Source organism: Ructibacterium gallinarum (assembly GCF_014982785.1).
Taxonomy (GTDB): Bacteria; Bacillota; Clostridia; order Monoglobales; family Monoglobaceae; genus Ructibacterium; species Ructibacterium gallinarum.
Genome location: NZ_JADCKB010000003.1, coordinates 115,046 through 136,378, shown reverse-complemented (window position 1 = coordinate 136,378; position 21,333 = coordinate 115,046). Strand labels below are relative to the sequence as shown.

General features: G+C 42.6%; 20 protein-coding genes. 15 read left to right on the top strand and 5 right to left on the bottom strand.

Annotated features, from left to right (window positions below):
* The first annotated feature begins 492 nt into the window (after positions 1-492).
* Positions 493-2,118, top strand: a complete 1,626-nt coding sequence (locus INF28_RS02720; protein ID WP_226391939.1) for a Na/Pi cotransporter family protein — start codon at positions 493-495, stop codon at positions 2,116-2,118.
* Positions 2,119-2,388: 270 nt separating this feature from the next.
* Positions 2,389-4,095 (top strand): TIM-barrel domain-containing protein, encoded by a 1,707-nt coding sequence (locus INF28_RS02715; protein ID WP_226391938.1) that lies wholly within the window; start codon positions 2,389-2,391, stop codon positions 4,093-4,095.
* Positions 4,096-4,288: 193 nt separating this feature from the next.
* Here the strand turns inward: INF28_RS02715 and INF28_RS02710 are convergent, their stop codons facing one another.
* Complete coding sequence (locus INF28_RS02710) at positions 4,289-4,936, bottom strand: HAD family hydrolase (protein WP_226391937.1); 648 nt, start codon at positions 4,934-4,936, stop codon at positions 4,289-4,291.
* Positions 4,937-5,117: 181 nt separating this feature from the next.
* On the opposite strand from INF28_RS02710, the gene INF28_RS02705 reads away from it, so the two are divergent.
* Positions 5,118-6,038: a diacylglycerol/lipid kinase family protein gene (locus tag INF28_RS02705; protein WP_226391936.1), complete on the top strand. Its 921-nt coding sequence runs from the start codon at positions 5,118-5,120 to the stop codon at positions 6,036-6,038.
* Here the strand turns inward: INF28_RS02705 and INF28_RS02700 are convergent.
* Positions 6,025-6,810, bottom strand: coding sequence for an amidohydrolase family protein (locus INF28_RS02700; protein WP_226391935.1), 786 nt, complete (start codon positions 6,808-6,810; stop codon positions 6,025-6,027). The genes INF28_RS02705 and INF28_RS02700 overlap by 14 nt on opposite strands.
* 164 nt (positions 6,811-6,974) lie before the next feature.
* On the opposite strand from INF28_RS02700, the gene INF28_RS02695 reads away from it, so the two are divergent.
* Genes INF28_RS02695 through INF28_RS02680 form a run of 4 tightly spaced genes read left to right on the top strand, consistent with a single transcriptional unit; the run spans position 6,975 to position 9,533 of the window.
* Positions 6,975-8,222 (top strand): MFS transporter, encoded by a 1,248-nt coding sequence (locus INF28_RS02695; protein ID WP_226391934.1) that lies wholly within the window; start codon positions 6,975-6,977, stop codon positions 8,220-8,222.
* A complete protein-coding gene (locus INF28_RS02690) occupies positions 8,219-8,581 on the top strand; it encodes an arsenate reductase family protein (RefSeq protein ID WP_226391933.1) in 363 nt (120 codons plus the stop codon). Before INF28_RS02695 ends, INF28_RS02690 begins: the two co-directional genes overlap by 4 nt.
* Positions 8,582-8,584: 3 nt before the next feature.
* Entirely contained in the window at positions 8,585-8,872 is a 288-nt protein-coding gene (yhbY, locus tag INF28_RS02685) for a ribosome assembly RNA-binding protein YhbY (RefSeq protein WP_226391932.1), read from the top strand.
* Between the two features lie 13 nt (positions 8,873-8,885).
* Positions 8,886-9,533 (top strand): HAD hydrolase-like protein, encoded by a 648-nt coding sequence (locus tag INF28_RS02680; protein WP_226391931.1) that lies wholly within the window; start codon positions 8,886-8,888, stop codon positions 9,531-9,533.
* Between the two features lie 53 nt (positions 9,534-9,586).
* On the opposite strand, the gene INF28_RS02675 is transcribed toward INF28_RS02680, so the two are convergent.
* Positions 9,587-11,197 (bottom strand): ComEC/Rec2 family competence protein, encoded by a 1,611-nt coding sequence (locus INF28_RS02675; RefSeq protein ID WP_226391930.1) that lies wholly within the window; start codon positions 11,195-11,197, stop codon positions 9,587-9,589.
* 339 nt (positions 11,198-11,536) lie between these two features.
* Here INF28_RS02675 and INF28_RS02670 point away from each other — a divergent pair, with 339 nt between their 5' ends.
* The 4 genes from INF28_RS02670 to INF28_RS02655 are packed head-to-tail and all read left to right on the top strand — an operon-like array spanning position 11,537 to position 16,041.
* A complete protein-coding gene (locus INF28_RS02670) occupies positions 11,537-11,983 on the top strand; it encodes a CtsR family transcriptional regulator (RefSeq protein WP_226391929.1) in 447 nt (148 codons plus the stop codon).
* A 15-nt stretch (positions 11,984-11,998) separates the two neighbouring features.
* Positions 11,999-12,520, top strand: a complete 522-nt coding sequence (locus INF28_RS02665) for a UvrB/UvrC motif-containing protein (RefSeq protein WP_226391928.1) — start codon at positions 11,999-12,001, stop codon at positions 12,518-12,520.
* Positions 12,521-13,543, top strand: a complete 1,023-nt coding sequence (locus tag INF28_RS02660; protein WP_226391927.1) for a protein arginine kinase — start codon at positions 12,521-12,523, stop codon at positions 13,541-13,543.
* On the top strand, positions 13,543-16,041 hold the full coding sequence (locus INF28_RS02655; protein ID WP_226391926.1) for an ATP-dependent Clp protease ATP-binding subunit: 2,499 nt from the start codon (positions 13,543-13,545) through the stop codon (positions 16,039-16,041). Before INF28_RS02660 ends, INF28_RS02655 begins: the two co-directional genes overlap by 1 nt.
* Positions 16,042-16,074: 33 nt before the next feature.
* Here INF28_RS02655 and INF28_RS02650 read toward each other — a convergent pair whose 3' ends face one another.
* Positions 16,075-16,641 (bottom strand): phosphatase PAP2 family protein, encoded by a 567-nt coding sequence (locus tag INF28_RS02650; RefSeq protein ID WP_226391925.1) that lies wholly within the window; start codon positions 16,639-16,641, stop codon positions 16,075-16,077.
* A 4-nt stretch (positions 16,642-16,645) separates the two neighbouring features.
* Entirely contained in the window at positions 16,646-17,275 is a 630-nt protein-coding gene (locus INF28_RS02645) for a flavodoxin family protein (protein WP_226391944.1), read from the bottom strand.
* Positions 17,276-17,487: 212 nt separating this feature from the next.
* On the opposite strand from INF28_RS02645, the gene INF28_RS02640 reads away from it, so the two are divergent.
* The 4 genes from INF28_RS02640 (at position 17,488) to INF28_RS02625 (ending at position 21,319) form a co-directional block, all read left to right on the top strand.
* Positions 17,488-18,315: an AraC family transcriptional regulator gene (locus tag INF28_RS02640; protein WP_226391924.1), complete on the top strand. Its 828-nt coding sequence runs from the start codon at positions 17,488-17,490 to the stop codon at positions 18,313-18,315.
* Between the two features lie 107 nt (positions 18,316-18,422).
* Positions 18,423-19,409, top strand: coding sequence for a UDP-glucose 4-epimerase GalE (gene galE, locus INF28_RS02635; protein WP_226391923.1), 987 nt, complete (start codon positions 18,423-18,425; stop codon positions 19,407-19,409).
* A gap of 63 nt (positions 19,410-19,472) precedes the next feature.
* The gene (locus tag INF28_RS02630) at positions 19,473-19,682 is read left to right on the top strand and encodes a DUF896 domain-containing protein (RefSeq protein WP_226391922.1); all 210 of its coding nucleotides are present in this window, start codon (positions 19,473-19,475) and stop codon (positions 19,680-19,682) included.
* Complete coding sequence (locus INF28_RS02625; protein WP_226391921.1) at positions 19,679-21,319, top strand: B12-binding domain-containing radical SAM protein; 1,641 nt, start codon at positions 19,679-19,681, stop codon at positions 21,317-21,319. Before INF28_RS02630 ends, INF28_RS02625 begins: the two co-directional genes overlap by 4 nt.
* The last annotated feature ends 14 nt before the right edge of the window (positions 21,320-21,333 follow it).

The window sequence follows — 21,333 nt, the reverse complement described above, 5'->3', positions numbered from 1 at the left end:
TTCTTCTATTGAAAATATTTCTACTTGATTTCGTTCTTTCTTGTTTGTTCTTAGCATTTTTATCACCCAACCTTATTTTACCACATAACAAACAAAAAGCCCAGCTTTTGCTGAGCTTTTTCGACAGTCTGAGGGGAGCATGAAAATGCTTCCCTTTTTTTACGAAAAAGAAGTGATAAGAATTTTTCGTCATTCTGCACGGAAAAAAGACAAAATATGCGTAAAAAATATTTAGAGTTTGGAGAAGACTACAATTGACAAAAGGAACTTATTTTTGATAAAATAAAAAAGGTTTGGAATTAATATACACTATAACTGAGAGTAAAGCAGTGCATATGCAAAAACCAGCTTGAAATCGGAAGGGGTAAATTGGCCGTATAAAGAGTGCGGCTTTTATTATGTCGAGACAATCTGAGGTAAAAGCCGGTTTTATGTTTTGTATGAATTAATCATGAAATAATAGACGGAATCAACATACAAAGGAGAAGGGTTATGGGCGTAGAATTGATATTGTCGCTGTTAGGCGGACTTGCATTGTTTTTGTATGGTATGCAGATGATGAGTGCAAATCTTGAGGTTGTGGCTGGTACCCGAATGAAGCAGATTCTGGAGCGACTGACCTCTAATCGAATTCTTGGTGTTCTGGTTGGCGCTGGTATTACGGCCGTCATTCAGTCATCATCAGCTACTACGGTTATGGTTGTCGGATTTGTAAATTCAGGGTTGATGACTCTCCAACAAGCAGTATGGATTATTATGGGGGCAAATATTGGTACGACCATTACAGGACAGCTGGTCGCACTTGATATTGGAAAAATTGCTCCGTTAATTGCATTTGCCGGTGTGGCCGTTGTGGTGTTTTCTAAAAAGAAGCATGTTCAGGCGATCGGCAGTATTGCAGCAGGCCTTGGAATCTTATTTATTGGCTTGAGTTTAATGAGTGATGCAATGATGCCATTGCGTGAATCGGAAACCTTTATTAACTTGATGACAAGCTTTTCTAATCCGGTGTTGGGAATTTTGGCAGGTGCTTTGTTTACAGCTATAATTCAATCATCATCTGCGTCTGTTGGAATTTTGCAGGCTTTAGCGGTTAGCGGTTTGATTGGCCTTGACAGTGCAGTTTATGTTCTTTTTGGACAGAATATTGGCACCTGTATTACCGCGTTGCTGGCGTCAATCGGTGCAAACCGCAATGCGAAAAGGACAACGATTATTCATTTGATGTTTAATATTATCGGAACAATTATTTTTGTTTCGTTAACCATGCTTGTACCATTTACCCATTGGATTGAGACATGGGTTCCCAATAATCCGGCAGCGCAGATTGCGAATATCCATACTATTTTTAATGTGACAACAACGTTGCTGCTTTTGCCATTTGGAACATATTTGGCGAAATTGGCGGAACATATCCTGCCTGATAAACGCAGCCGGGAAAGCGGTGCTTCAGAGCAGTGGTTGAAAGGACTGCATGATTCTAAGCATATTTTGGGTACTTCGGCAATTGCGGTGAATGCTTTGCTCAACGATGTGCGGGATATGCTGAGTATGGCCTTTCAAAATGTGGAAGATGGATTTACTTCCATATTGAAGAATGATCTTTCCATGCAGAGTGAAATCAAGGAACGAGAGGAAAAAATTGATCAATATAATCTGGAAATTTCCAAGAAAATATCAGAAGTTATGACGCTGGGACAATCAATGGAAGAGGCCCAGACTCTAAATCACATATTTAGTATTGTAGGAAATGCAGAAAGAATAGGTGATCACGCATTAAATATAGCAGGATATGCCGTTTTAATTCAGGAAAAGAATTTGGGTTTTAGCGATGCTGCTTTGGAAGAATTGACGGAGATGAAGGAGTTTAGCCAGAAACTGCGAAACGCTATTTTAGAACCCAGAGATCCAGAGAAAATGTCGGAGCGGGTACATGCAATGGAAAGGGAAACAGACCTAGCTGTTGCTGATTACCGTAAACAGCAGTTGATACGGCTGAAAGATGAAATTTGTTCTATGGAAACGGCTATTATTTATTCCGAATTGCTGGTAGATTATGAGAGAATTGGAGATCATGCGTTAAATATTGCCCAGGAATTCAGTGGAATCCGTGTTTAAGCCCATAAAGTTGATGCTGAGAAAAGTATGACAGATATAGAAAAATAAGTAGCAGAGCTGGTTCCTCAATGGAATTAGTTCTGTTTTTTTATAGCAGATTATGATGTGACAGCAGAATTTAAGACCAGCACTACAGGGAAATATGAAAATAAATGCTTTAAAAGTGCTTGACAAATGATGACCTCTGGGTTATATTGGTATGGATATAAAATGAAGCGAAGATAGAGATATCTCTGCAGTCAGTGCAGAAAACTACGAGGAGGATTTGTAATGAAAAAAGTAACATTCGGCACACCAGAGAGCTTTGTACCCACCAAATACTGCAAGAATTTATTGTATGAGGAAACAGACATACAATTTGATATAAGTAAAATAGAATTTTCAGTTACAGCGCAGGGCTGCATTTTAAAAATGCCGCTTGCTGCTGACGAAGAGGTTTTTGGCTTTGGATTGCAGCTGAAAGGTTTTAATCATAAGAAAAGCAAACTTTGCTTAAAGGTAAACTCTGATCCTGTTGCAAATACAGGGGATTCTCATGCCCCAGTTCCCTTTTTCGTGACAAATAAGGGCTATGGTATCTATTTTGATACTGCGCGCTATATGGAGGCATACTGCGGTTTTGTCAAGAAAAGAAAACGGGAGGATTTGCTTCATAGCGAGGTGCGTACCGATACGCAGCAGCTTTATTCCAAGACAGAGGATAGCGAAGACACTGTTATGATGGTAAAAATACCGGCTGCACAAGGAATTGATTTATACATATTTGAAGGTGAAACCATAGTTGACATTGTTTCACAATATAACAGGTTTTCGGGCGGCGGCTGTGATGTGCCCGAGTGGGGACTGGGGGTCCTGTATCGTGCATATGCTAAAAGTAGTGAAGACGATGTCAAGGCATTGGTAAAGTATTTTGAAAATAGTGACATCCCCTGCGATATCATAGGACTTGAACCAGGTTGGCACTCAGGCAGTTATTCATGTACGTATGAGTGGAACCAGGAAAATTTTCCACACTATGCTGAACTCATCGCAGAACTGCGCAGTAAAGGAATTCATGTGAATCTTTGGGAGCATGCCTTCGTTAGTTCTTCTTCGCCAATTTATAAAGAGTTGTTTGAATTAAGTGGTGATTTTGAGGTGTGGAAGGGGCTGGTGCCGGATTTTGGACTGGATGCGGCGAAGCAGATTTTTGCGGATTACCACCGGAAGCAATTAGTTGAAATCGGTATTGATGGCTTTAAACTTGACGAGTGTGACAGCAGTGATTTTACGGTAAGCGATTGGAGTTTTCCCGACTGTGCGCAGTTCCCATCTGGAATGGATGGCGAGCAGTATCATCAAATGTTTGGCGTACTTTATATGCAGACAATACTAAAGGCGCTTGATGGCAGAAAGACGTTGTCGCAGGTGCGCAACGCAGGGGCGCTTTCTGCCTCTTACCCGTTCGTATTATACAGTGATTTGTATAATCATAAGGACTTTATCCGGGGTGTGGTTAATGCGGGTTTTTCGGGTATTTTATGGACGCCAGAGGTGCGTGATGCCAAAACAAAAAAAGATTTTATTAGACGGCTGCAAACAAACATCTTTTCTGTGCAGTGTATTATTAATGCATGGTACTGTCCAGAAGTTCCATGGAAGGAACTGGATTGTGAGGACGAGGTCAGAAGCTTGCTAAAAACCAGGGAAACATTGGTTCCCATGCTGAAAGCGGCCTTTGACCAATACCGGGATACGGGAAAACCGCCAGTGCGTGCGCTGGTTGCTGATTATACAAACGACAAGCAGACGTATCAGATAGATGATGCGTATCTGTTCTGTGATACTCTGCTGGTCGCTCCACTTACCGATGAGAGCGATGAGAGAGATGTGTATCTGCCACAAGGAAGATGGCGGGATTTCTGGACAAAGAAAGAAGTAGAGCCTGGATGGATTCATGTAAAGACAGAAAATATACCTGTGTTTGAAAAGATATAAAGGCAGAAAATAATGTAATATACAGACCAAGTATTGAATATGGCGCTGAAACAGCATAAGAAATATCTGGAAACGAATGCCGTTATCTTTTGTATATTGTGAAAAAGTACTGACTGAAAAATAATTTCATTAATTCTTATTATATTTAAAGAATATATGGGGCAATCCTTATTTTTATGGATTGCCTCATTTCTCATTCCAGAATTTGTTTCTGTAATTCCAAAGGGGTGTCTACGATTTGTTTTGCTCCTGCATTTTTCAGTTCATCTTTGCCGCGGAAACCCCAAGATACGCCAATTGTGTCGACCCCAGCATTATATCCCAGTTGAATATCCACGTCGGAATCGCCAATATACCATGCCTCCTCTTTGCTAGCCTGCGCAGAAGCCAGAAGCGCAAAGAGAGAGTCGGGGGCTGGCTTGCGGGGAAATTCGGCGCGCTGACCTATAATCCGGAAAAAAGTGTGGGCAGGAAAGAGCGAGGAAACCACGGCTTCGGACTGGACCTGTGGCTTGTTTGACAGTACGGCAAGAAGAAATCCATGCTGTTTTAGTTGATTCAGCAGTTTTAAAATGCCGGAATATGGTTTGGTGTTTTCACAGCAGTGGGAAAGATATTCTTTTTGGTACAATTCGGTTAGAAGCAAAAGCTCTTGTCTTGTTCCTTCTTTAAGTGCGCGCTGCATCAAAAGCTCCATGCCATTTCCGACCATATGGCGATAGTCGGAAACAGGGTAAGGAGCCCTTCCAATTTGTTTCAGTGCACGGTTGACTGCACCAGCAATATCTTCAATGGAATTTACCAGAGTACCGTCTAAATCGAAAACGCAGATTTTTTTCATGATATTATTCCTTTCTATGTGTTTTCTAAATCATTGATTTAAATATTGCTTTTCTCTTGCAACTTTTATCAACATAAGTTATACTAAGAAAAAAAGCTTTGCCATCTGTATATATGGATACTTCCTGGGGGTACCAGCAGGAATGATAAAGCTGATTTTTCTCAGAAAGGACGGCAGATATATGAAAAAACAAATGCTGTTTTTATATAATCCTATGGCGGGAAAAGGCAGGATCAAAGCCCGTTTGTCTGATGTTTTTGAAATTTTTGCCCATCATGGTTTTGAGATTACAGTGCATCCCACTTTAGGCGCGGGGGATGTTACTCAAATCGTCGCTGAAAAAGCGGAACAATTTGATTATATTTTGATTGCCGGCGGTGATGGTACTCTTCATGAACTTGCGGAAGGCTTGATGCGCCTTCCTAAAGAACAGCGTCCGCCCTGCGGCTATATTCCTGCTGGCACGGTGAATGATTTTGCTTCCAGCCTTTCCATTCCCAAACAAATTTTACGTGCTGCGCAATTGGCTGCAGAAGGAGTGCCGGCATATTTTGATATTGGTGAAATGAATGGACATTTTTTTACCTATATTGCCGGTTTTGGTGCGTTTACCGAGGTAGCATATGAAACCTCTCAGGCCACCAAAAATGCGCTTGGAAAGATGGCATATTTTTTGGATGGAGCAAAAAGAATTACCAGTTTAAAGCGGTATCCTTTGCGGCTAACGGCAGATGGCAATCCGGCCTTTGAAGGAGACGTTTTATTTGGAATGGTGACAAACTCCTATTCAGTAGGCGGGTTTCGTAAAATGATGAATGAACATATTGCCCTCAATGATGGAATTTTCGAAGCGGTTTTGGTTAAAGCACCTTCCAGTTTGGGAGATTTAAATCAGACGCTGATTGACCTTACAATGCAAAACCGGGAAAGCCGTCATTTGATTTACTGCCGAGGAAGTTCTGTCTCATTTTCTTCTCCGGAGCCTCTTAAATGGACTTTGGACGGAGAATTTGGAGGGTCTTACTGTGAAACAGGAATTGTGTGTCATCAGAAAGCCATTGCCTTTGTTGTAAAGGAAAAGGAAGAGCTTATTTCAGATTAAGCAGTGCCTTGGCATTTTTATAAAGAATTTTATCTAATTGATCTGGAGTAAGCGGAAGTTTCCGCAGAACGGCCAGCTCATCTTTATGATTCCACATGGGATAATCTGTTCCGAACAGGATCGAATCAGTACCGTAGCAAAGGATGAGCTTCATCAACTGTTCTGGCGGAAGCCAGTGACTGGAGCTGGAAGTGTCTACCCAAAGCCGAAAATTCTTCAGATATTTCGCTGCATCATCCCATTCTGACCAGCCACCGAAATGTGCGGCAATGACCCGCAGTTTGGGGAATAGTTTAAGAATTTTAGCAAGCTGTGCCGGTTTACTGTAAGAATAGCGATAATCCCCCATATGGATCAGGATAGGGAAACGGTCTCCGGCCGCTTCGTAAATGGGAAATGCTTTAGGATCGTCAATCCTAAATTGCTGAAAATCTGGATGCAGTTTTATTCCTTTTAGCCCTTTGTGCGATGCACGAAGAATTTCGTCCTCTATATCGGAATAATCAGGATGCATGGCCATAAAACCAATCAATGTATCAGGATACTGGGTTATAGACTCTTCAAGAAATCGGTTAATGCTTGGCACCTGTTCCGGTACGGTTGCGACAGAGTGGACAATAAATTTACTGACACCGGCTTCTTTACCAAGCTGCAGCAAGGTTTCCAGAGTACCATCATATGGAATGGGTATCTGATAAAAATCAGAGATCCCCTGTGTTGCGGCCTTGCTGATTTTATGCGGAAAAATATGTGCATGTGCATCAATAATCATTTTTTTGCCTCGCTAAGTTTATAATTTAAAAAGCTAATTTTCTTACTCAGTATACCATATTTCTTTTAAAATGCAAGATAATCCCAAGAAATCATTGTATTTTTTTCTTTGATTTGCTATAATGTGCTGGTAAAATTTATGGTTAGGCAAAGGTGATTACAGAAATGAAAAAATTAAAATACAAGCACACACGGCAGGCGTGCTATCTTGGATATATTACACAGGCAGCAGTGAATAATTTACCGCCATTGCTTTTTGTGACCTTTCAACGGGAATTTCATATTTCCATGGAGGCAATTGCCGCACTGATTTCCATGAATTTTGGTATACAGCTGGTCACAGATTTGATTGCAGCAAAGCTGATAGATAAAATAGGTTATCGTGTGTCAGCTCTTGCATCACATATATTGGCATTTATCGGCATGATTTCTATGGGAATGTTACCATACTGTTTATCTCGTCCCTATATGGGTTTGTGTATTGCCATGGGAATGAATGCAGTAGGTGGAGGATTGGCAGAAGTGATTATCAGTCCTATTGTAGAATCTCTGCCAGGCGATCGGAAGGCATCTAGCATGAGTTTACTGCATTCCTTTTATTGCTGGGGGCATGTGGGTGTCATTTTACTTTCCACGCTATATTTTGTAGTGATAGGCACAAGCAGCTGGCGGTATTTGCCCATGCTTTGGGCGCTGATCCCTCTGTTTAATATTTTCTTTTTTGCGCTTGTTCCTTTATGTACCTTGCAAGAAGATGGGAACTCTCCGGCTCCGGCCCGTAGTTTGTTCCGTCAGCATCTTTTCTGGGTTATACTTTGTTTAATGCTATGTTCCGGAGCGGCAGAGCAGGCTATGGCGCAATGGGCGTCTTTGTTTGCAGAATCTGGGCTTCATGTTTCCAAAACATTGGGTGATTTGCTGGGACCATGTGCTTTTGCTGTATGTATGGGAATCAGTAGAACTTTTTATGGGATTTACGGACATAAGATTGATTTACATCATGCGTTGAAAATCAGCGGATTTTGTTGTGTTTGCTGTTATTTACTGACAATTTTTTCCCCCTGGCCTATGCTTGCCCTGGCCGGCTGTGCGCTTTGTGGGCTGACAGTTGGGTTAATGTGGCCAGGTGTGACCAGCCTTGCGGCAAAACAATTTCCGCAAGCAGGAACTGCCATGTTTGCATTTTTGGCGTTGGCCGGAGATATGGGCTGTGCAAGCGGCCCAGGATTTGCCGGTGTTGTTTCAGGGTATGCTGTCAAAAACGGATCCCAATGGCTTGCAGCACTTCAAATGACACAGGACGGAGGCTTGCGTGCAGGGCTTTTGGCGGTCATTGTTTTTCCGTTGCTGTTATTGATAGGACTTTGGATTTTAAATAGAAGAAAACAAAAGAATGAGGAGATGGTTTTGTGAAAGTATTATTTGTAGAATATCCTAAATGCAGTACATGTATTAAGGCAAAAAAATGGTTGGAGGAAAATATGATTTCCTTTGAAGACAGACATATTGTAGAGCAGAATCCTTCTGCTGCGGAATTGAAAGAATGGCATAAAAGAAGTGGGTTGCCACTGAAAAATTTCTTTAATACCAGCGGAATGCTTTACCGGTCTATGAATTTGAAAGAACAAATTTCCAATTTGTCTGAAGAAGAGCAGTATGCTTTATTGGCAAAAAATGGTATGTTAGTAAAAAGACCTTTGATTGTGGCAGATAATTTTGTGCTTGTTGGGTTTAAGCAGGCGCAGTGGGAAGAAAAACTGAAGGAGGAATGATAAATGTTGACAAGCAAACAGCGCGCCCGGCTTAGAGCTATGGCCAATTCAATTCCCGCTCTTTATCAGATAGGAAAAGACGGTATTACGGAAACAATGATAGAGCAGTTTAATCTTGCTCTGGAAGCGAAGGAACTGATTAAAGTGCATGTACTGGAAAATGCAATGATGGACGTTCGGGAAGCTGCCGAGACGGTGGCACAGAAAACAGGAGCGCAGACTGTGCAAATGATTGGAAGTAAATTTGTGCTTTACAAACAATCAAAGGAAAATCCGGTTATTCAGCTTTAATAAGGAGAGAAATATGTATCAATATTTATTGTTTGATTTGGATGGAACTTTAACAGATCCCAAGGAAGGGATTACCAAGTCGTTTCAGTATGCGCTTCGTCATTGCGGTATTGAGGAGAAACTGGAAAATTTAAATCGGGTTATTGGCCCCCCACTGATAGATTCTTTTTGTGAATTTTATGGAATGGATATGAAACAGGCAAAATTTGCTGTGGAAAAATACCGGGAACGGTTTGCCCAAACTGGAATTTATGAAAATAAACTGTATCCGGGCGTAGAGGAAATGCTAGATGAACTGAAACACGTAGGAAAAAAGGTGGCTTTGGCTACTTCAAAACCATTGATATTTGCTTCGGAAATATTAAGAAATTTTAACATTGATTCTTATTTTGATGTGGTGATGGGCAGTGAACTGGATGGAAGCCGCAGCAAAAAAGCGGAAGTAATCAAGGAGGTGTTTCGACAGTTTTCTGATCCGCCTCTGGAAGAAGGGCTCATGATTGGTGATAGAAGACAGGATATCGCCGGTGCGGTCGAATTTGGAGTCGCTTCGCTGGGAGTGCGGTTTGGATATGCAGAGCCGGGGGAATTGGAAGAAGCTGGAGCTGACTTTCTGGTTAATACGGTGGAAGAACTTCGCAGATTTTTGCTTGCACATTAGTTGATTTTACAAGACGGAAGAGAAAATTACTGTTTTTGGTGATTTTTCTTCCGTCATTTTTTTGTTTTGTGTAGTAAAAGGGATAAGCATTGGGACAGCAGCCAGGCGGTTGCAATATAAAAGGGTAGTATAGACAGTGCCGGCCGTGGGATGGGAAATCGAAAAAGCGGCAAGGAAAAGAAGGCGGCCAGCTGATTCATAATCCAGAGGACAAGACGCAGAGGCCCCTGTGCAAGAAAAGCAGCCGCGGAAGGCAGGATAAGATAAATTAGCCAATTCAGAAATCCACCGATAAACGCAAAGGAAGCTAGAAATAAAATAGGAATGTTTCCGATAATACTTCCCCAGGAAACACGGCCGAAAAATTTTGCTGTAAAAAATCCGATACCAATGCTGCTGGCTGTTGATACAGCGGCAGAAGCAGTTAACGTATTTATAAATTTAACTGCAAGCATTGTGCGTGGTTTCTGGACAGGTGGAATAGATAATAATTTTTGCAGTGGTGAAGCGAAGGTAATAATTCCTAAAACAGCCGAGAAAGAAAGCAGAAAACTATAACTGGTTAGTGTATAAGGATTGATCAGTAAAAGGATCAAAGCGGCAGCTGCTAAGGAATGCAGAGAGTTTGGCTCGCGCTGGAACCAGTAAGCTAGACGCATTAGGGCGAGCATCAAGGCTGCACGGCAGATAGATGGGGTAAAGGCGGCAGCAGAGGCAAAGAGAATCAGGGCGGGCAGCAATGTAAGATCTAGAAGCCAGTGCGGCAGACGTAGGCGCCGAAATACCAGGGTGAGGAATCCGGCCAAAAACATGACATGCATTCCTGAAACAGCTGTGATATGGATAAAGCCGGAGTCTGCAAACTGGTTGTATTGGGTTTCAGTAAAATCTTCGCGGTATCCTAATAGTATTCCCTTCAGTAAAGCGGATTCAGGTGAGTTTTCCCCAAAACTCTGTTCGATGGAATGCAGCACGCTTTTCTGAAAAGCAAGTCCCATTCCTTCCAGATAATAAAGTGGATTTCGGGGATGAATAGTGGTTTGACTGTACTGAATTTTATTGGAAAAAACTGAAAAGGAGATGTTTTGCCGGTACAGATATTCCCGGACGCTGAAAGAATTGTCATAGATCTTTCCCTCCGGTTCCTGGAGCGCGGCTTCAAATGAAACCGTATCGCCGCGACGAAAAGAAACATTGTTTGGTTTAATGTATACCATTATTTTCCCATTGAGCAGTGAAATTCCGGAAGCAGTTTCGGCATAGTAAACCAAAACAGGAAAACCAACCGATTTTCCGGAATTGCTTGCTTCGGGATCCTTTGTGATTACACCAGTAAGTGTGCATGTCGTGCCGGCTAGTTCTTTTAGCTGACGTGATTCTATGTTATCAAAGGCATCAACGCGAATCATGCCGGCGGTGATACTGAGCATAATTAAAACTATGGCAAAATAATCCTTCCCTACAAAAATGGTGTGCGAGAGAAGGCAGACAAGTAGAAGAAGGAGAGAGACGCCAGCGGTAAAGATAACGGTATAAACGGTCAGACCATGAACCTTGATACCGAAAACTTCTTGACTGTTCAATCCAGCCCAGATTCCGAGAATAAATCCAAGAATCATCCATAAGGCTGTATAACGGCGAAGCGGTATTACCCTTTCATTCATGGCGGCATCCTCCTTTCTATTTTTCATATTTCCATTATAGTCGAAAAAGCTGGAAAAAACAAGAAAAATGTTTAAATTTGACTTTTTGACTATTAAAATTTGTGAATGCTTTATGACAAAAATTTTAACTTTTTGTAAACAATATAGAATAGATGCAAAAAACCTCGAAATAACGTTGTTTTTTAAAACAAAATTTTTTTAAAAAAGTCTTGACAAATTAAAAAAACGTGTTATAATATAATCAAAGGTCAAAGATAGTCAAAGTCAAAAACGACCTTATCCGTTCAAAGTAAAAGTTGGTGCTGAATGGAAATGAATTTCTGGTGAGGTGGTAGAAAAGTGAAGCTGAGTAATTTGATTGAAACTTGGATTAAGGAGATGATGTCAGAGCAAGACGGCGAAATTGAATTAAAACGAAACGAATTGGCGAATCGTTTTCATTGTGTGCCGTCGCAGATTAATTACGTAATTTCTACCCGCTTTTCTCCGGAACGAGGATATATTGTAGAAAGTCGGCGCGGAGGTGGAGGGTACATCAGAATTACACGTGTATCACCTAAGTCAGGCAGCGGACTCATGCATGTGGTAAACGCTATTGGCGAGAATCTTTCATACGCAGATGCAAAAGCATTAATACAAAATTGTTACGAGTATGATTGGATTACCCAAAATGAGGCAAAAATTATGCTAGCGGCCTTAAGTGAACGCTCCATTCCGGTTCGCCAGCCGGAGCAGGATGTTTTGCGAGCAAAAATGCTGAAAAATATTTTAATTGCTTTGGTTTAAAAGGAGGAATTATTTATGAAATGTCAAAAATGTCATGAAAGAGAAGCTACAAGCCATATTACTCAAATAATCAATGGGAAAAAACAGGAGATGCACCTGTGTACACAATGTGCGGCGGAATCGCCGGAGTTTCAGGAAATGAAAGCAGGTTTGGATTTTGGTATCGGTGGTTTCCTCGGTGGAATTTTTGGAGGAAAACCAAAGACACTGGCAGGTGAGACAACGCTGCAGAATAATGCGTGTCCGGTGTGCGGAATGCTGTTTGAAGACTTTTTAAATGATGGACGCTTAGGATGCGGTGACTGCTACAGCACATTTAGAAACAGGTTAGAACGGCCACTTCGGCAAATTCATGGTACCTGTGAGCATGTAGGTAAAGTGCCTTCCAGAATGGGAGGGGCCTTAAAGCGAGATCGGAAGCTTGCAAAGCTGGAATCGGAATTGAATGCAGCAGTTTTGAAGCAGGAATTCGAAAAAGCGGCAGAGCTTCGGGATAAAATTAAGGAACTGAAAGATAAGGATGATAAGGAGGCGTAAATGATGTGGTATACAGAATGTGGCAAAGACGGTGATGTAGTTTTGTCGTCACGGGTACGGCTGGCGCGGAATCTGAAAGGAATTCCGTTTCCAGCCCGAGCGGACGAAAAACAGCAGGAGGAAGTCCTTACGCGTTGTAAAAATGCAGTTTTGGAAAGTGGAAGCACACTTGCGGATACTGTGAAATATATTGACCTTTCTGTTATGCAGGATTATGAAAAACAGGCCATTGCGGAGCGTCATTTAATTAGTCCGCAAATGATGGACTCACGAATTAAGCGTGGCTTATTGCTGAGTGATGACAATCGGTTGAGCATTTTGCTTAACGAGGAAGATCATATTCGTATTCAGGCAATGGCAGCTGGATTTGATCTAGATGCCTGCTTTTCCCTGGCAGATCGGGTGGATGATTTGATTGAGGAATCGGTAGAATATGCCTTTGATGAGCAAATTGGATATCTTACCTGCTGTCCGACCAATGCGGGGACCGGAATGCGGGCCTCTGTCATGGTACATTTACCTGGACTTACCATCAGCGGGACCATCAATCAGATGATTGATTCTTTGAGTCAGTTGGGTGTCACTGTGCGGGGACTTTTTGGTGAAGGCTCCAAAGCGACAGGGTATCTTTATCAGATTTCCAATCAGTTGACCTTGGGTGCGGCCGAAGAAGATATTCTTGAAAAATTTAAACAGATCGTAGAAAGTGTGATCGGAAAAGAAAGAGAGATGCGTACCCGCCTGTATAACACAGACAAATACAAGTTGGAAGATCGGTTGATGCGGTCTTATGGTATTCTGAGCCATGCAGTGCTTTTGTCATCGGAAGAGGCAATGAAGCGGCTGTCTGATGTCCGGATGGGTATCGAGCTTGGAATTATAAAAAATATTAAGCTGGAACAGTTAAATGAGGTAACTTATGAGATTCTGCCTGCCAATATTATGCTGAAGTATAATCTTCCGGATGCGAATGAGCGGGATCTTAAGAGAGCCGAGATTGTCAGGGAAAGGATGTGTTCATAATGTTTGAAAATAGATTGACCGAAAGAGCAAGAATGGCAATTTCCAATGCTGCAGAAGCTGCTTTGGAATTGGGTCAAAGTTATGTTGGCACGGAGCATCTTCTGGTTGGATTGATTCGAGAGGGTGAAGGCGTTGCTGGCAAAATTCTGGAAGCAAACGGTTTAACAGATGACAAGGTTATAGACCGAATTGCAGCAATTGACGGTGTGGGGCAGCCAATTGAGGAAGGGCAGCCCGAAGCGACACCGCGGACAAAACGGGTGTTTGAACGCAGTTATGTAGAAGCACAACGGCTGGGACATAATTATATTGGAACAGAGCACTTGCTTATTGCCTTACTTCGTGAAAGTGAAAGTATAGCGGTACAGATACTTTTGGAACTGGGCATTAAGCCGCAGACTTTGTATAATGATATTCTTCGTCTGCTTAATGAAAACGCCGGTGATGATGGAGAAGGATTGCCAGGTTCAGCCGGTGAGAAATCTGGACGTGCCGGAAAGGGCGGAAGTACGCAAACATTGATGAAGTTCGGCCGGGATTTGACGCAGATGGCACGGGAAGATAAACTGGATCCGGTCATTGGACGTGACAAAGCCATTGAACGGGTAGTACAGGTCTTAAGCAGGAGAACAAAAAATAATCCGTGTTTGATTGGTGAGCCCGGCGTTGGTAAGACCGCTGTTGCAGAAGGATTGGCAGAGAAAATTGTCAGCGGACAGGTACCAGAAATCTTAAAGGACAAAAAGGTAATTGCCCTGGATATGTCTTCTATGATTGCAGGTGCGAAATACCGTGGTGAATTTGAGGAACGTTTGAAGAAGGCGCTGGAGGAGATCAATAAAGCAGGAAATATTATTTTGTTTATTGATGAACTGCACACTATTGTAGGTGCCGGCGCTGCGGAGGGCGCTATTGATGCAGCTAATATTTTAAAACCGGCGCTTGCCAGAGGCGAGATTCAGGTCATCGGTGCTACTACATTGGAAGAATACCGCAAATATGTAGAAAAGGATGCAGCTTTGGAACGGCGGTTCCAACCCATTACCTTGGATGAACCGACGGCAGAAGAAAGTATTCAGATCCTGAAGGGAATCCGGGACAAATATGAAGCGCATCACCGTGTTAAAATTACAGATGCAGCTTTAGAGGCGGCTGTAAACTTATCCATTCGATATATTTCTGACCGGTTTTTGCCGGATAAGGCCATTGACCTTGTCGATGAGGCGGCCTCCAGAATTAGAATTAAAAGTTTGACGGCTCCGCCGGATGTAAAGGAATTGGAAGACAAAATTGCTGCGGTCAAACAGGAAAAGGAAGCAGCAATTACGGTTCAGGAATATGAAAAAGCTGCAAAGTTGAGGGATGATGAAAAATCGCTACAAGCACAGCTTGATGATATGAAGAAAAATTGGGAAAAGAACAATTCTGCGGTCAAGGCTGTGGTAACGGAAAATGAAATTGCAGAAATTATCTCCATGTGGACCGGTATTCCTGTAAAAACATTGGAGGAAACCGAAAGTGAGCGTTTGCTCAAGCTGGAAGAAATCTTGCACCAGCGTGTAGTTGGACAGGAAGAAGCGGTAAAGGCGGTTGCCAAAGCCATTCGGCGAGGTCGTGTGGGATTAAAAGATCCGAAGCGTCCAACAGGTTCCTTTATTTTTCTTGGCCCAACCGGTGTCGGAAAAACGGAGCTTTCCAAAGCCTTGGCGGAAGCTATGTTTGGCGATGAAGAGGCTATGATTCGAATTGATATGTCTGAATACATGGAAAAACACACGGTATCCCGTCTGGTTGGTTCGCCTCCCGGATATGTTGGTTATGATGAAGGTGGACAGTTAACGGAGAAAGTTCGCAGAAAACCATATTCCGTCATATTGTTTGATGAAATTGAAAAAGCACATCCGGATGTATTTAATATCCTGCTTCAGATTTTGGATGATGGTATTTTGACTGATGCACAGGGAAGACGTGTTGATTTTCGAAATACAGTGATTATTATGACATCGAACTTGGGCGCTCGGCAAATCACCGAACGAAAAAGTCTGGGCTTTTCAGCCGCTGATGAAGAAGCCGAGGAACGCGGATATGAGGAAATTAAGGCGGATGTGATGGCCGAGGTGAAAAAAGCCTTCCGTCCGGAATTTTTGAACCGTATTGATGAAATCATTGTATTCCATCAACTCAGTAATGAAAATATCCGTGAAATTGCTGGAAAGATGCTGAAACAGTTGTCATCGCGGTTGGCAGATAATAAAATTCAGGCTGAATTTACAGAGGAAGCCATTTCGAAAATTGCAGACGAAGGCTTTGATCCTGTTTATGGTGCCCGTCCTTTGCGGAGAGCAATCCAAAGTAAAATTGAGGATATGATTGCGGAGGAAATGTTGGAAGGAAATGTAAAAGCCGGAGACAGTGTGGTAGTGACGGTGGAAAATAATGCCTTTGTGTGCAAAAAGAAAGAAAATGCTGCAGATGCCTCTGAAGCAGTACAGGCATAGTCTGTAGAAAATGAGAAAACCGGATTGGGAAGTTTATGATTCCCGATCCGGTTTTTTGTTTTTCATCTTCGCAAACCATTTTGTAAGAAGAATTGCAAAAAAGGCGCATAATGTGCCTAATAATATTCCGCCTATAATATCTGTAAAAAAGTGTACTTGTAAATACATGCGTGAAAAAGCAATGAAAAGCGCAAGAAAAAGAGCGGCAATTCCTGCTTTTTTGTAGTAATAGATGAGTACGACAGCGCAACCAATACCAGCATAGGTATGTCCGGATGGAAAGGAAAAATCGGTAGGCGCCGAAATCAGAAGGGTTAGTTCTGGACGAAGCATAAAAGGCCGTGGCCTTGCAATCAGTGGTTTCAAGACCAAATTACCCAATATAAGTGTGAGAATTAACATGATAGCCATAGCGGTCCCGCACTGCCTTGTCTTTGGAAAGCAAAGAAGCAGTATGGTCAGCATAATCCAGAAAATCCCTGCGTTTCCAAGCATAGTAACAAAGGGCATCAGTACATCCAAAAAATCACAGTGTAGTTTTTGGACACCGGAAAAAATCAGCCAGTCTAAACTGTAGATTGCGTTCTGCAGTGTTTCCATAGCCTTATCTGATAAAATTGGTTTTGATTTTGGGCTCTTGCGTAGGAGGTGTAATCCCGGCGGCACGGCCTGCTTCAATAGCATGAAGCAACCATGCCATATTCCGGCCAAGCTGGCGCATGGTCTGCATGCCTTCTTCGTCTTTTCTGACTTCGTCTGGTGTATTACCGTGTACCATATTCCAGTAGTTGGAAGATACAATGGGCATATTTAAAATAGTAAAGTATTTGTTCAGCTGATCAAGTGCTGCGCTGGCGCCGCCACGGCGGCAACTGGTGATACAAGCGGCTGGCTTGTAGGCAAGATTTTTACCTCCAGCATAGCACAGCCGATCCATTAAAGAGGTGATTGCTCCGGATGCAGATGCATAATGTACAGGAGTTCCCACAATAAATCCGTCTGCTTCTGCCGCTTTGCGAATTGTGGTATTGACAGGGTCGTCTTGGAATATACATTCTCCTTTGCCGGATTTTGCACAGCCTCCGCAGCCGATACAGCCACGTATGGGTTCTTTGCCTACCTGGATCCAATCGGTTTCAATGCCTGCCGCTTCCAGCGCGTCAGCGGCTTCTTTCAGTGCTGTATAGGTACATCCATGTTCCCGCGGGCTTCCGTTGATGAGTAATACTTTCATAATAGATTCATTGCCTTTCTGCCCGCACTGCATTGGCTTCATTCGTTTCTCTGCGGGCGGAGAAACGGGAGATATTCATATATATTCTTTTTCTAATTAGTATAGCATAATTTTTGGAAAGATACAAGTTTTTTTAATTGAGTCTTGAAAATTTTGTGTGGGTGTCGTATAATAGGACTAATTGAAAAAAAGTTTGAAAATGTGGTGATGGTATGATTTTACCGATTCTTTTAAACCGGACTAGACTTCTGCCAATTTATGTGGTTGGAATGGGTGGACATGAACATCAGGAACGGATTATCCGCCGTTGCGGTTTTCAGGGATATCAGGTTTTGTACTGTATGGGCGGCAGCGGAATTCTTAAAATTGAAAATGAAGAACATGACATCCAGCGCGGTGATGCATTTTTTTTCCGCCCGGATGTGCCCCACGAGTATTATCCCATTGAAGCGCCCTGGTGCGTGAAATGGATTGTCTTTATGGGAAATGCGGTAGAGAGCATTGTGGATTATATGGGCTTTGGTAAAAGCGAGGTGTTTCATCTTCACAGTTTGGAAGATTTTGATATTCAGGTTAGCGCGGTATCGGACATGTTTTGGTGTGATGATCCGGATAAAGAGATCAAAACTTCAATGCTGATGTATAAGTTGTTGATTAAAATGGGGGAATGTAAAAACAATACCCCTCAGCCAAGCGGTTTGTCCCAGAATGAAAAGTATGAAAAACTCAGCCCGGTAATAGAAATGCTTAAAACCAGATATCAGGAAGATTTGGGGTTGGATGATATGGCCGAGGCCATCGGTGTTACCACCAATCATTTGTGCCGGCTGTTTCATCAGGTCTATGATACTACGCCGCTGAAATATCTCACCCATTTACGGTTGAATATGGCTAAATACTATCTCTGTTCCCCTAAAAATATGAAGGTAAAAGAAGTGGCTGCAGCCGTGGGGTTTAAAGATCCCAGCTATTTCTGTGCTGTATTTAAAAAAGCGGAGGGGGTAACACCGGATGATTTCCGGCGAATTAATGCTTTTTAAAGTCTTGATGCTAAAAATTTGGGGTATGGCGTATAATATTTGATATTGACGGACATCTCCTTCTGGCGTAAACTGAAATAGAAGAAAAAAACCAGGAGGTAATGAATATGGCGGTATTGGTTTGCGGTGGAGCGGGATATATTGGCAGTCATACTGTGGCAGAACTGCTGCAGCGCGGCGAAGAGGTCGTGGTTGTTGATAATTTGCAAAAAGGACATAAAAAAGCGGTGCTTGGCGGACGGCTTATGATTGGTGATTTGCGGGATTCGGCGTTTATGGATACAGTATTCCGTGAAAATGACATTGAAGCGGTCATGCAGTTTGCAGCCGATTCTCTTGTGGGGGAAAGTGTAGAAGAACCACTGAAATATTATAAGAATAATGTGGTTTCTACGTTAAGTTTGCTGGAAAAAATGCGGGAATATCATGTTTCTCGTATCGTGTTTTCTTCTACTGCGGCGACATATGGAGAACCGCAAAATATTCCTATTATGGAAACGGATTTGACCCAACCTACGAATCCGTATGGGGAAACGAAACTGGCGGTAGAAAAAATGCTGAAATGGTGTTCCTCTGCGTATGGTATTCAGTATACGGCATTGCGGTATTTCAATGCGGCAGGTGCACATCCTAGTGGACAAATTGGCGAAGATCATACCCCGGAAAGTCATTTAATACCGATTATTTTACAGACCGCCCTGGGAAAAAGAGAAAAGATATTCATTTTTGGTGATGATTATCCAACGCCGGACGGCACTTGTGTCCGGGATTATATTCATGTGACAGATTTGGCACAGGCCCATATTTTGGCATTAGAAAAAATGCGCCAAGACGGGAAAAGTGGTATTTATAACCTTGGCAATGGCAATGGCTTTTCTGTGAAGGAAATGGTTGAACTAGCGCGGCAGGTGACTGGTTGTAAGATCCCGGCTGAAATTGCAAAGAGGCGGAGCGGAGATCCGGCTGTTTTGGTTGCCTCAGCAGAAAAAGCACAAAAAGAATTGGATTGGAAACCGCAGTATACCAGTGCCCATGCAATTATAGAATCGGCATGGAACTGGCATCTGCATCATCCGGATGGATTTGGAGAATAAAAATATCAGTGCGGCGGATAGCATTTAGGTTATCCGCCGTATGAATTTTGTGAGGGAGAAGGTATGGAGCAGAAGAAAATAGACAGAATTAACGAATTAGCCAAAAAAGCGCGGGAAGAAGGACTGAATGAGCAGGAAAAACAGGAGCAGCAGGCTCTGCGCCAGGAATACATTGCGGCATTTCGGGGGAATTTGAAAAAACAGCTGGATAATATTGAGATCATTCGTCCTGACGGTTCACGACAAATGCTGAAGGAGCGGAAGAAAAAATGAAGACGGTTTTGACTGCGGTAAATGCACGGTTTGTACATTCTTCCTTGGCACTCCGGTACCTGAAGCAATATAATCCAGAGTTTGATATTCGTCTTGCGGAATTTAGCTTAAATGACAATATTTGGCATATGCTTGATTCTTTGGAGAAAGAGAAGGCGGAAGTATATGGTTTTTCCTGTTATATCTGGAACATGGAGCCCATATTGAAGCTGGCAGAAATGTTGAAAAAGGCTGTGCCGAATACGTTTGTTTTTTTAGGCGGTCCAGAGGCAGGATGCCGAGCGGAGGAAATTTTAAAATCTTATCCATTTATAGATGGCGTAATGGTTGGAGAGGGAGAACAGACGCTGAAAGAACTTCTTGGCAGGTTTGCAGATGGTATTTTGCCGGACGCTTTACCCATGATTCCCGGACTTATGCATAGAAGAGCGGCTTTTGAACCTCGGCGAGAGTTGGATCTTGCATCTGTGCCGCTGCCTTACACAGAAGAAGATCTTCCTTTGCTTCAAGGAAAAATTGTATATTTTGAGACATCAAGGGGCTGCCCGTTCCATTGTGCCTACTGCCTTTCTGCTGCAGAAAAAACAGTCAGGGCGTTCCCTATGGAATATGTAAAGAAAGGCCTTTCTATGTTGTTTTTGGCGGGAGTCCCTTTGGTAAAGCTGATTGACCGCACCTTTAATTATGACAATTCTCGTGCGATGGAAATCCTGCGGTTTATTTTAGAAGAGAGCAGAAATACCTGTGTTCATATGGAACTGGAACCGCAAATTCTGACACCGGAATTGACTGCCCTTTTAGGAAGTGCTCCAAAAGATAGATTTCAGGCAGAGATAGGGATTCAATCCGCAAATGAAAAGACCCTTCAGTCTGTGGGAAGAAGCTGTAATTTAAAAAAAATAGCGGAAAATATTTGGAATTTGCGGCAATATGGAAACATGCATATTCATCTTGATTTAATTGCGGGTTTGCCGTATGAGGACTACGCTTCTTTTGGACGATCGTTTGATTTTGTGTACCATCTGCAGCCAGATATGCTCCAGCTGGGATTTTTAAAAGTATTGCCAGGAACGCCTGTTTGCCATATGGATGGTATTGTGGCGCAGGGGTTTCCGCCTTATCAGGTAATTTCTACGAAATGGATGGATCCTGATTCTATGCGCAAACTTCGGGAGATTGAGGCCGCAGTAGAGATGTTTTATAATAGCGGAGCTTTTGTCAAAACGGTAAAACAGCTTGTGTCAGAAGATGACCGTCCTTTCTCTGTTTTTGAAACTTTGGCGGGTGTTTTGGTTCAGGCAGAAAAGAAAGGAAAGCGAAAACGCCGAGAATTGTATAGCATACTGTATGAGGTTTACGGCGAATCGCTTCGGGAAGCTTTAAGTGAGGATTTTATCCGTTATAATCAAAATGTTCCTTTGCCGGCGTTTGTGCACCCTCAGCGGGAGAAGGGATTTAAAGATAAAACCTATCAGCTGATGAAAAATGATGTTTTTTGCCGTACCTATGGGATTGTACCGGATCTCGCCCGACTGCGGTTTGAACGGATGGATGGCAAGGCCTATATGATGGATTATGCTTCCGGAAAGCTGTGGAATATTACAATGGAGCTAGATGCCGAAATTGATAGATGCTGAAATCGAATATAGCT

What these genes read in the sequence shown, in the direction of transcription:
- INF28_RS02625 (WP_226391921.1), top strand. Translation starts at nt 19,679, where the DNA reads ATGAAGACGGTTTTGACTGCGGTAAATGCACGGTTTGTACATTCTTCC.
- INF28_RS02650 (WP_226391925.1), bottom strand. Translation starts at nt 16,641, where the DNA reads ATGGAAACACTGCAGAACGCAATCTACAGTTTAGACTGGCTGATTTTT.
- INF28_RS02640 (WP_226391924.1), top strand. Translation starts at nt 17,488, where the DNA reads ATGATTTTACCGATTCTTTTAAACCGGACTAGACTTCTGCCAATTTAT.
- INF28_RS02720 (WP_226391939.1), top strand. Translation starts at nt 493, where the DNA reads ATGGGCGTAGAATTGATATTGTCGCTGTTAGGCGGACTTGCATTGTTT.
- INF28_RS02700 (WP_226391935.1), bottom strand. Translation starts at nt 6,810, where the DNA reads ATGATTATTGATGCACATGCACATATTTTTCCGCATAAAATCAGCAAG.
- INF28_RS02655 (WP_226391926.1), top strand. Translation starts at nt 13,543, where the DNA reads ATGTTTGAAAATAGATTGACCGAAAGAGCAAGAATGGCAATTTCCAAT.
- INF28_RS02645 (WP_226391944.1), bottom strand. Translation starts at nt 17,275, where the DNA reads ATGAAAGTATTACTCATCAACGGAAGCCCGCGGGAACATGGATGTACC.
- INF28_RS02715 (WP_226391938.1), top strand. Translation starts at nt 2,389, where the DNA reads ATGAAAAAAGTAACATTCGGCACACCAGAGAGCTTTGTACCCACCAAA.
- INF28_RS02710 (WP_226391937.1), bottom strand. Translation starts at nt 4,936, where the DNA reads ATGAAAAAAATCTGCGTTTTCGATTTAGACGGTACTCTGGTAAATTCC.
- INF28_RS02705 (WP_226391936.1), top strand. Translation starts at nt 5,118, where the DNA reads ATGAAAAAACAAATGCTGTTTTTATATAATCCTATGGCGGGAAAAGGC.
- INF28_RS02695 (WP_226391934.1), top strand. Translation starts at nt 6,975, where the DNA reads ATGAAAAAATTAAAATACAAGCACACACGGCAGGCGTGCTATCTTGGA.
- yhbY (WP_226391932.1), top strand. Translation starts at nt 8,585, where the DNA reads ATGTTGACAAGCAAACAGCGCGCCCGGCTTAGAGCTATGGCCAATTCA.
- INF28_RS02660 (WP_226391927.1), top strand. Translation starts at nt 12,521, where the DNA reads ATGATGTGGTATACAGAATGTGGCAAAGACGGTGATGTAGTTTTGTCG.
- INF28_RS02665 (WP_226391928.1), top strand. Translation starts at nt 11,999, where the DNA reads ATGAAATGTCAAAAATGTCATGAAAGAGAAGCTACAAGCCATATTACT.
- INF28_RS02680 (WP_226391931.1), top strand. Translation starts at nt 8,886, where the DNA reads ATGTATCAATATTTATTGTTTGATTTGGATGGAACTTTAACAGATCCC.
- INF28_RS02675 (WP_226391930.1), bottom strand. Translation starts at nt 11,197, where the DNA reads ATGAATGAAAGGGTAATACCGCTTCGCCGTTATACAGCCTTATGGATG.
- galE (WP_226391923.1), top strand. Translation starts at nt 18,423, where the DNA reads ATGGCGGTATTGGTTTGCGGTGGAGCGGGATATATTGGCAGTCATACT.
- INF28_RS02630 (WP_226391922.1), top strand. Translation starts at nt 19,473, where the DNA reads ATGGAGCAGAAGAAAATAGACAGAATTAACGAATTAGCCAAAAAAGCG.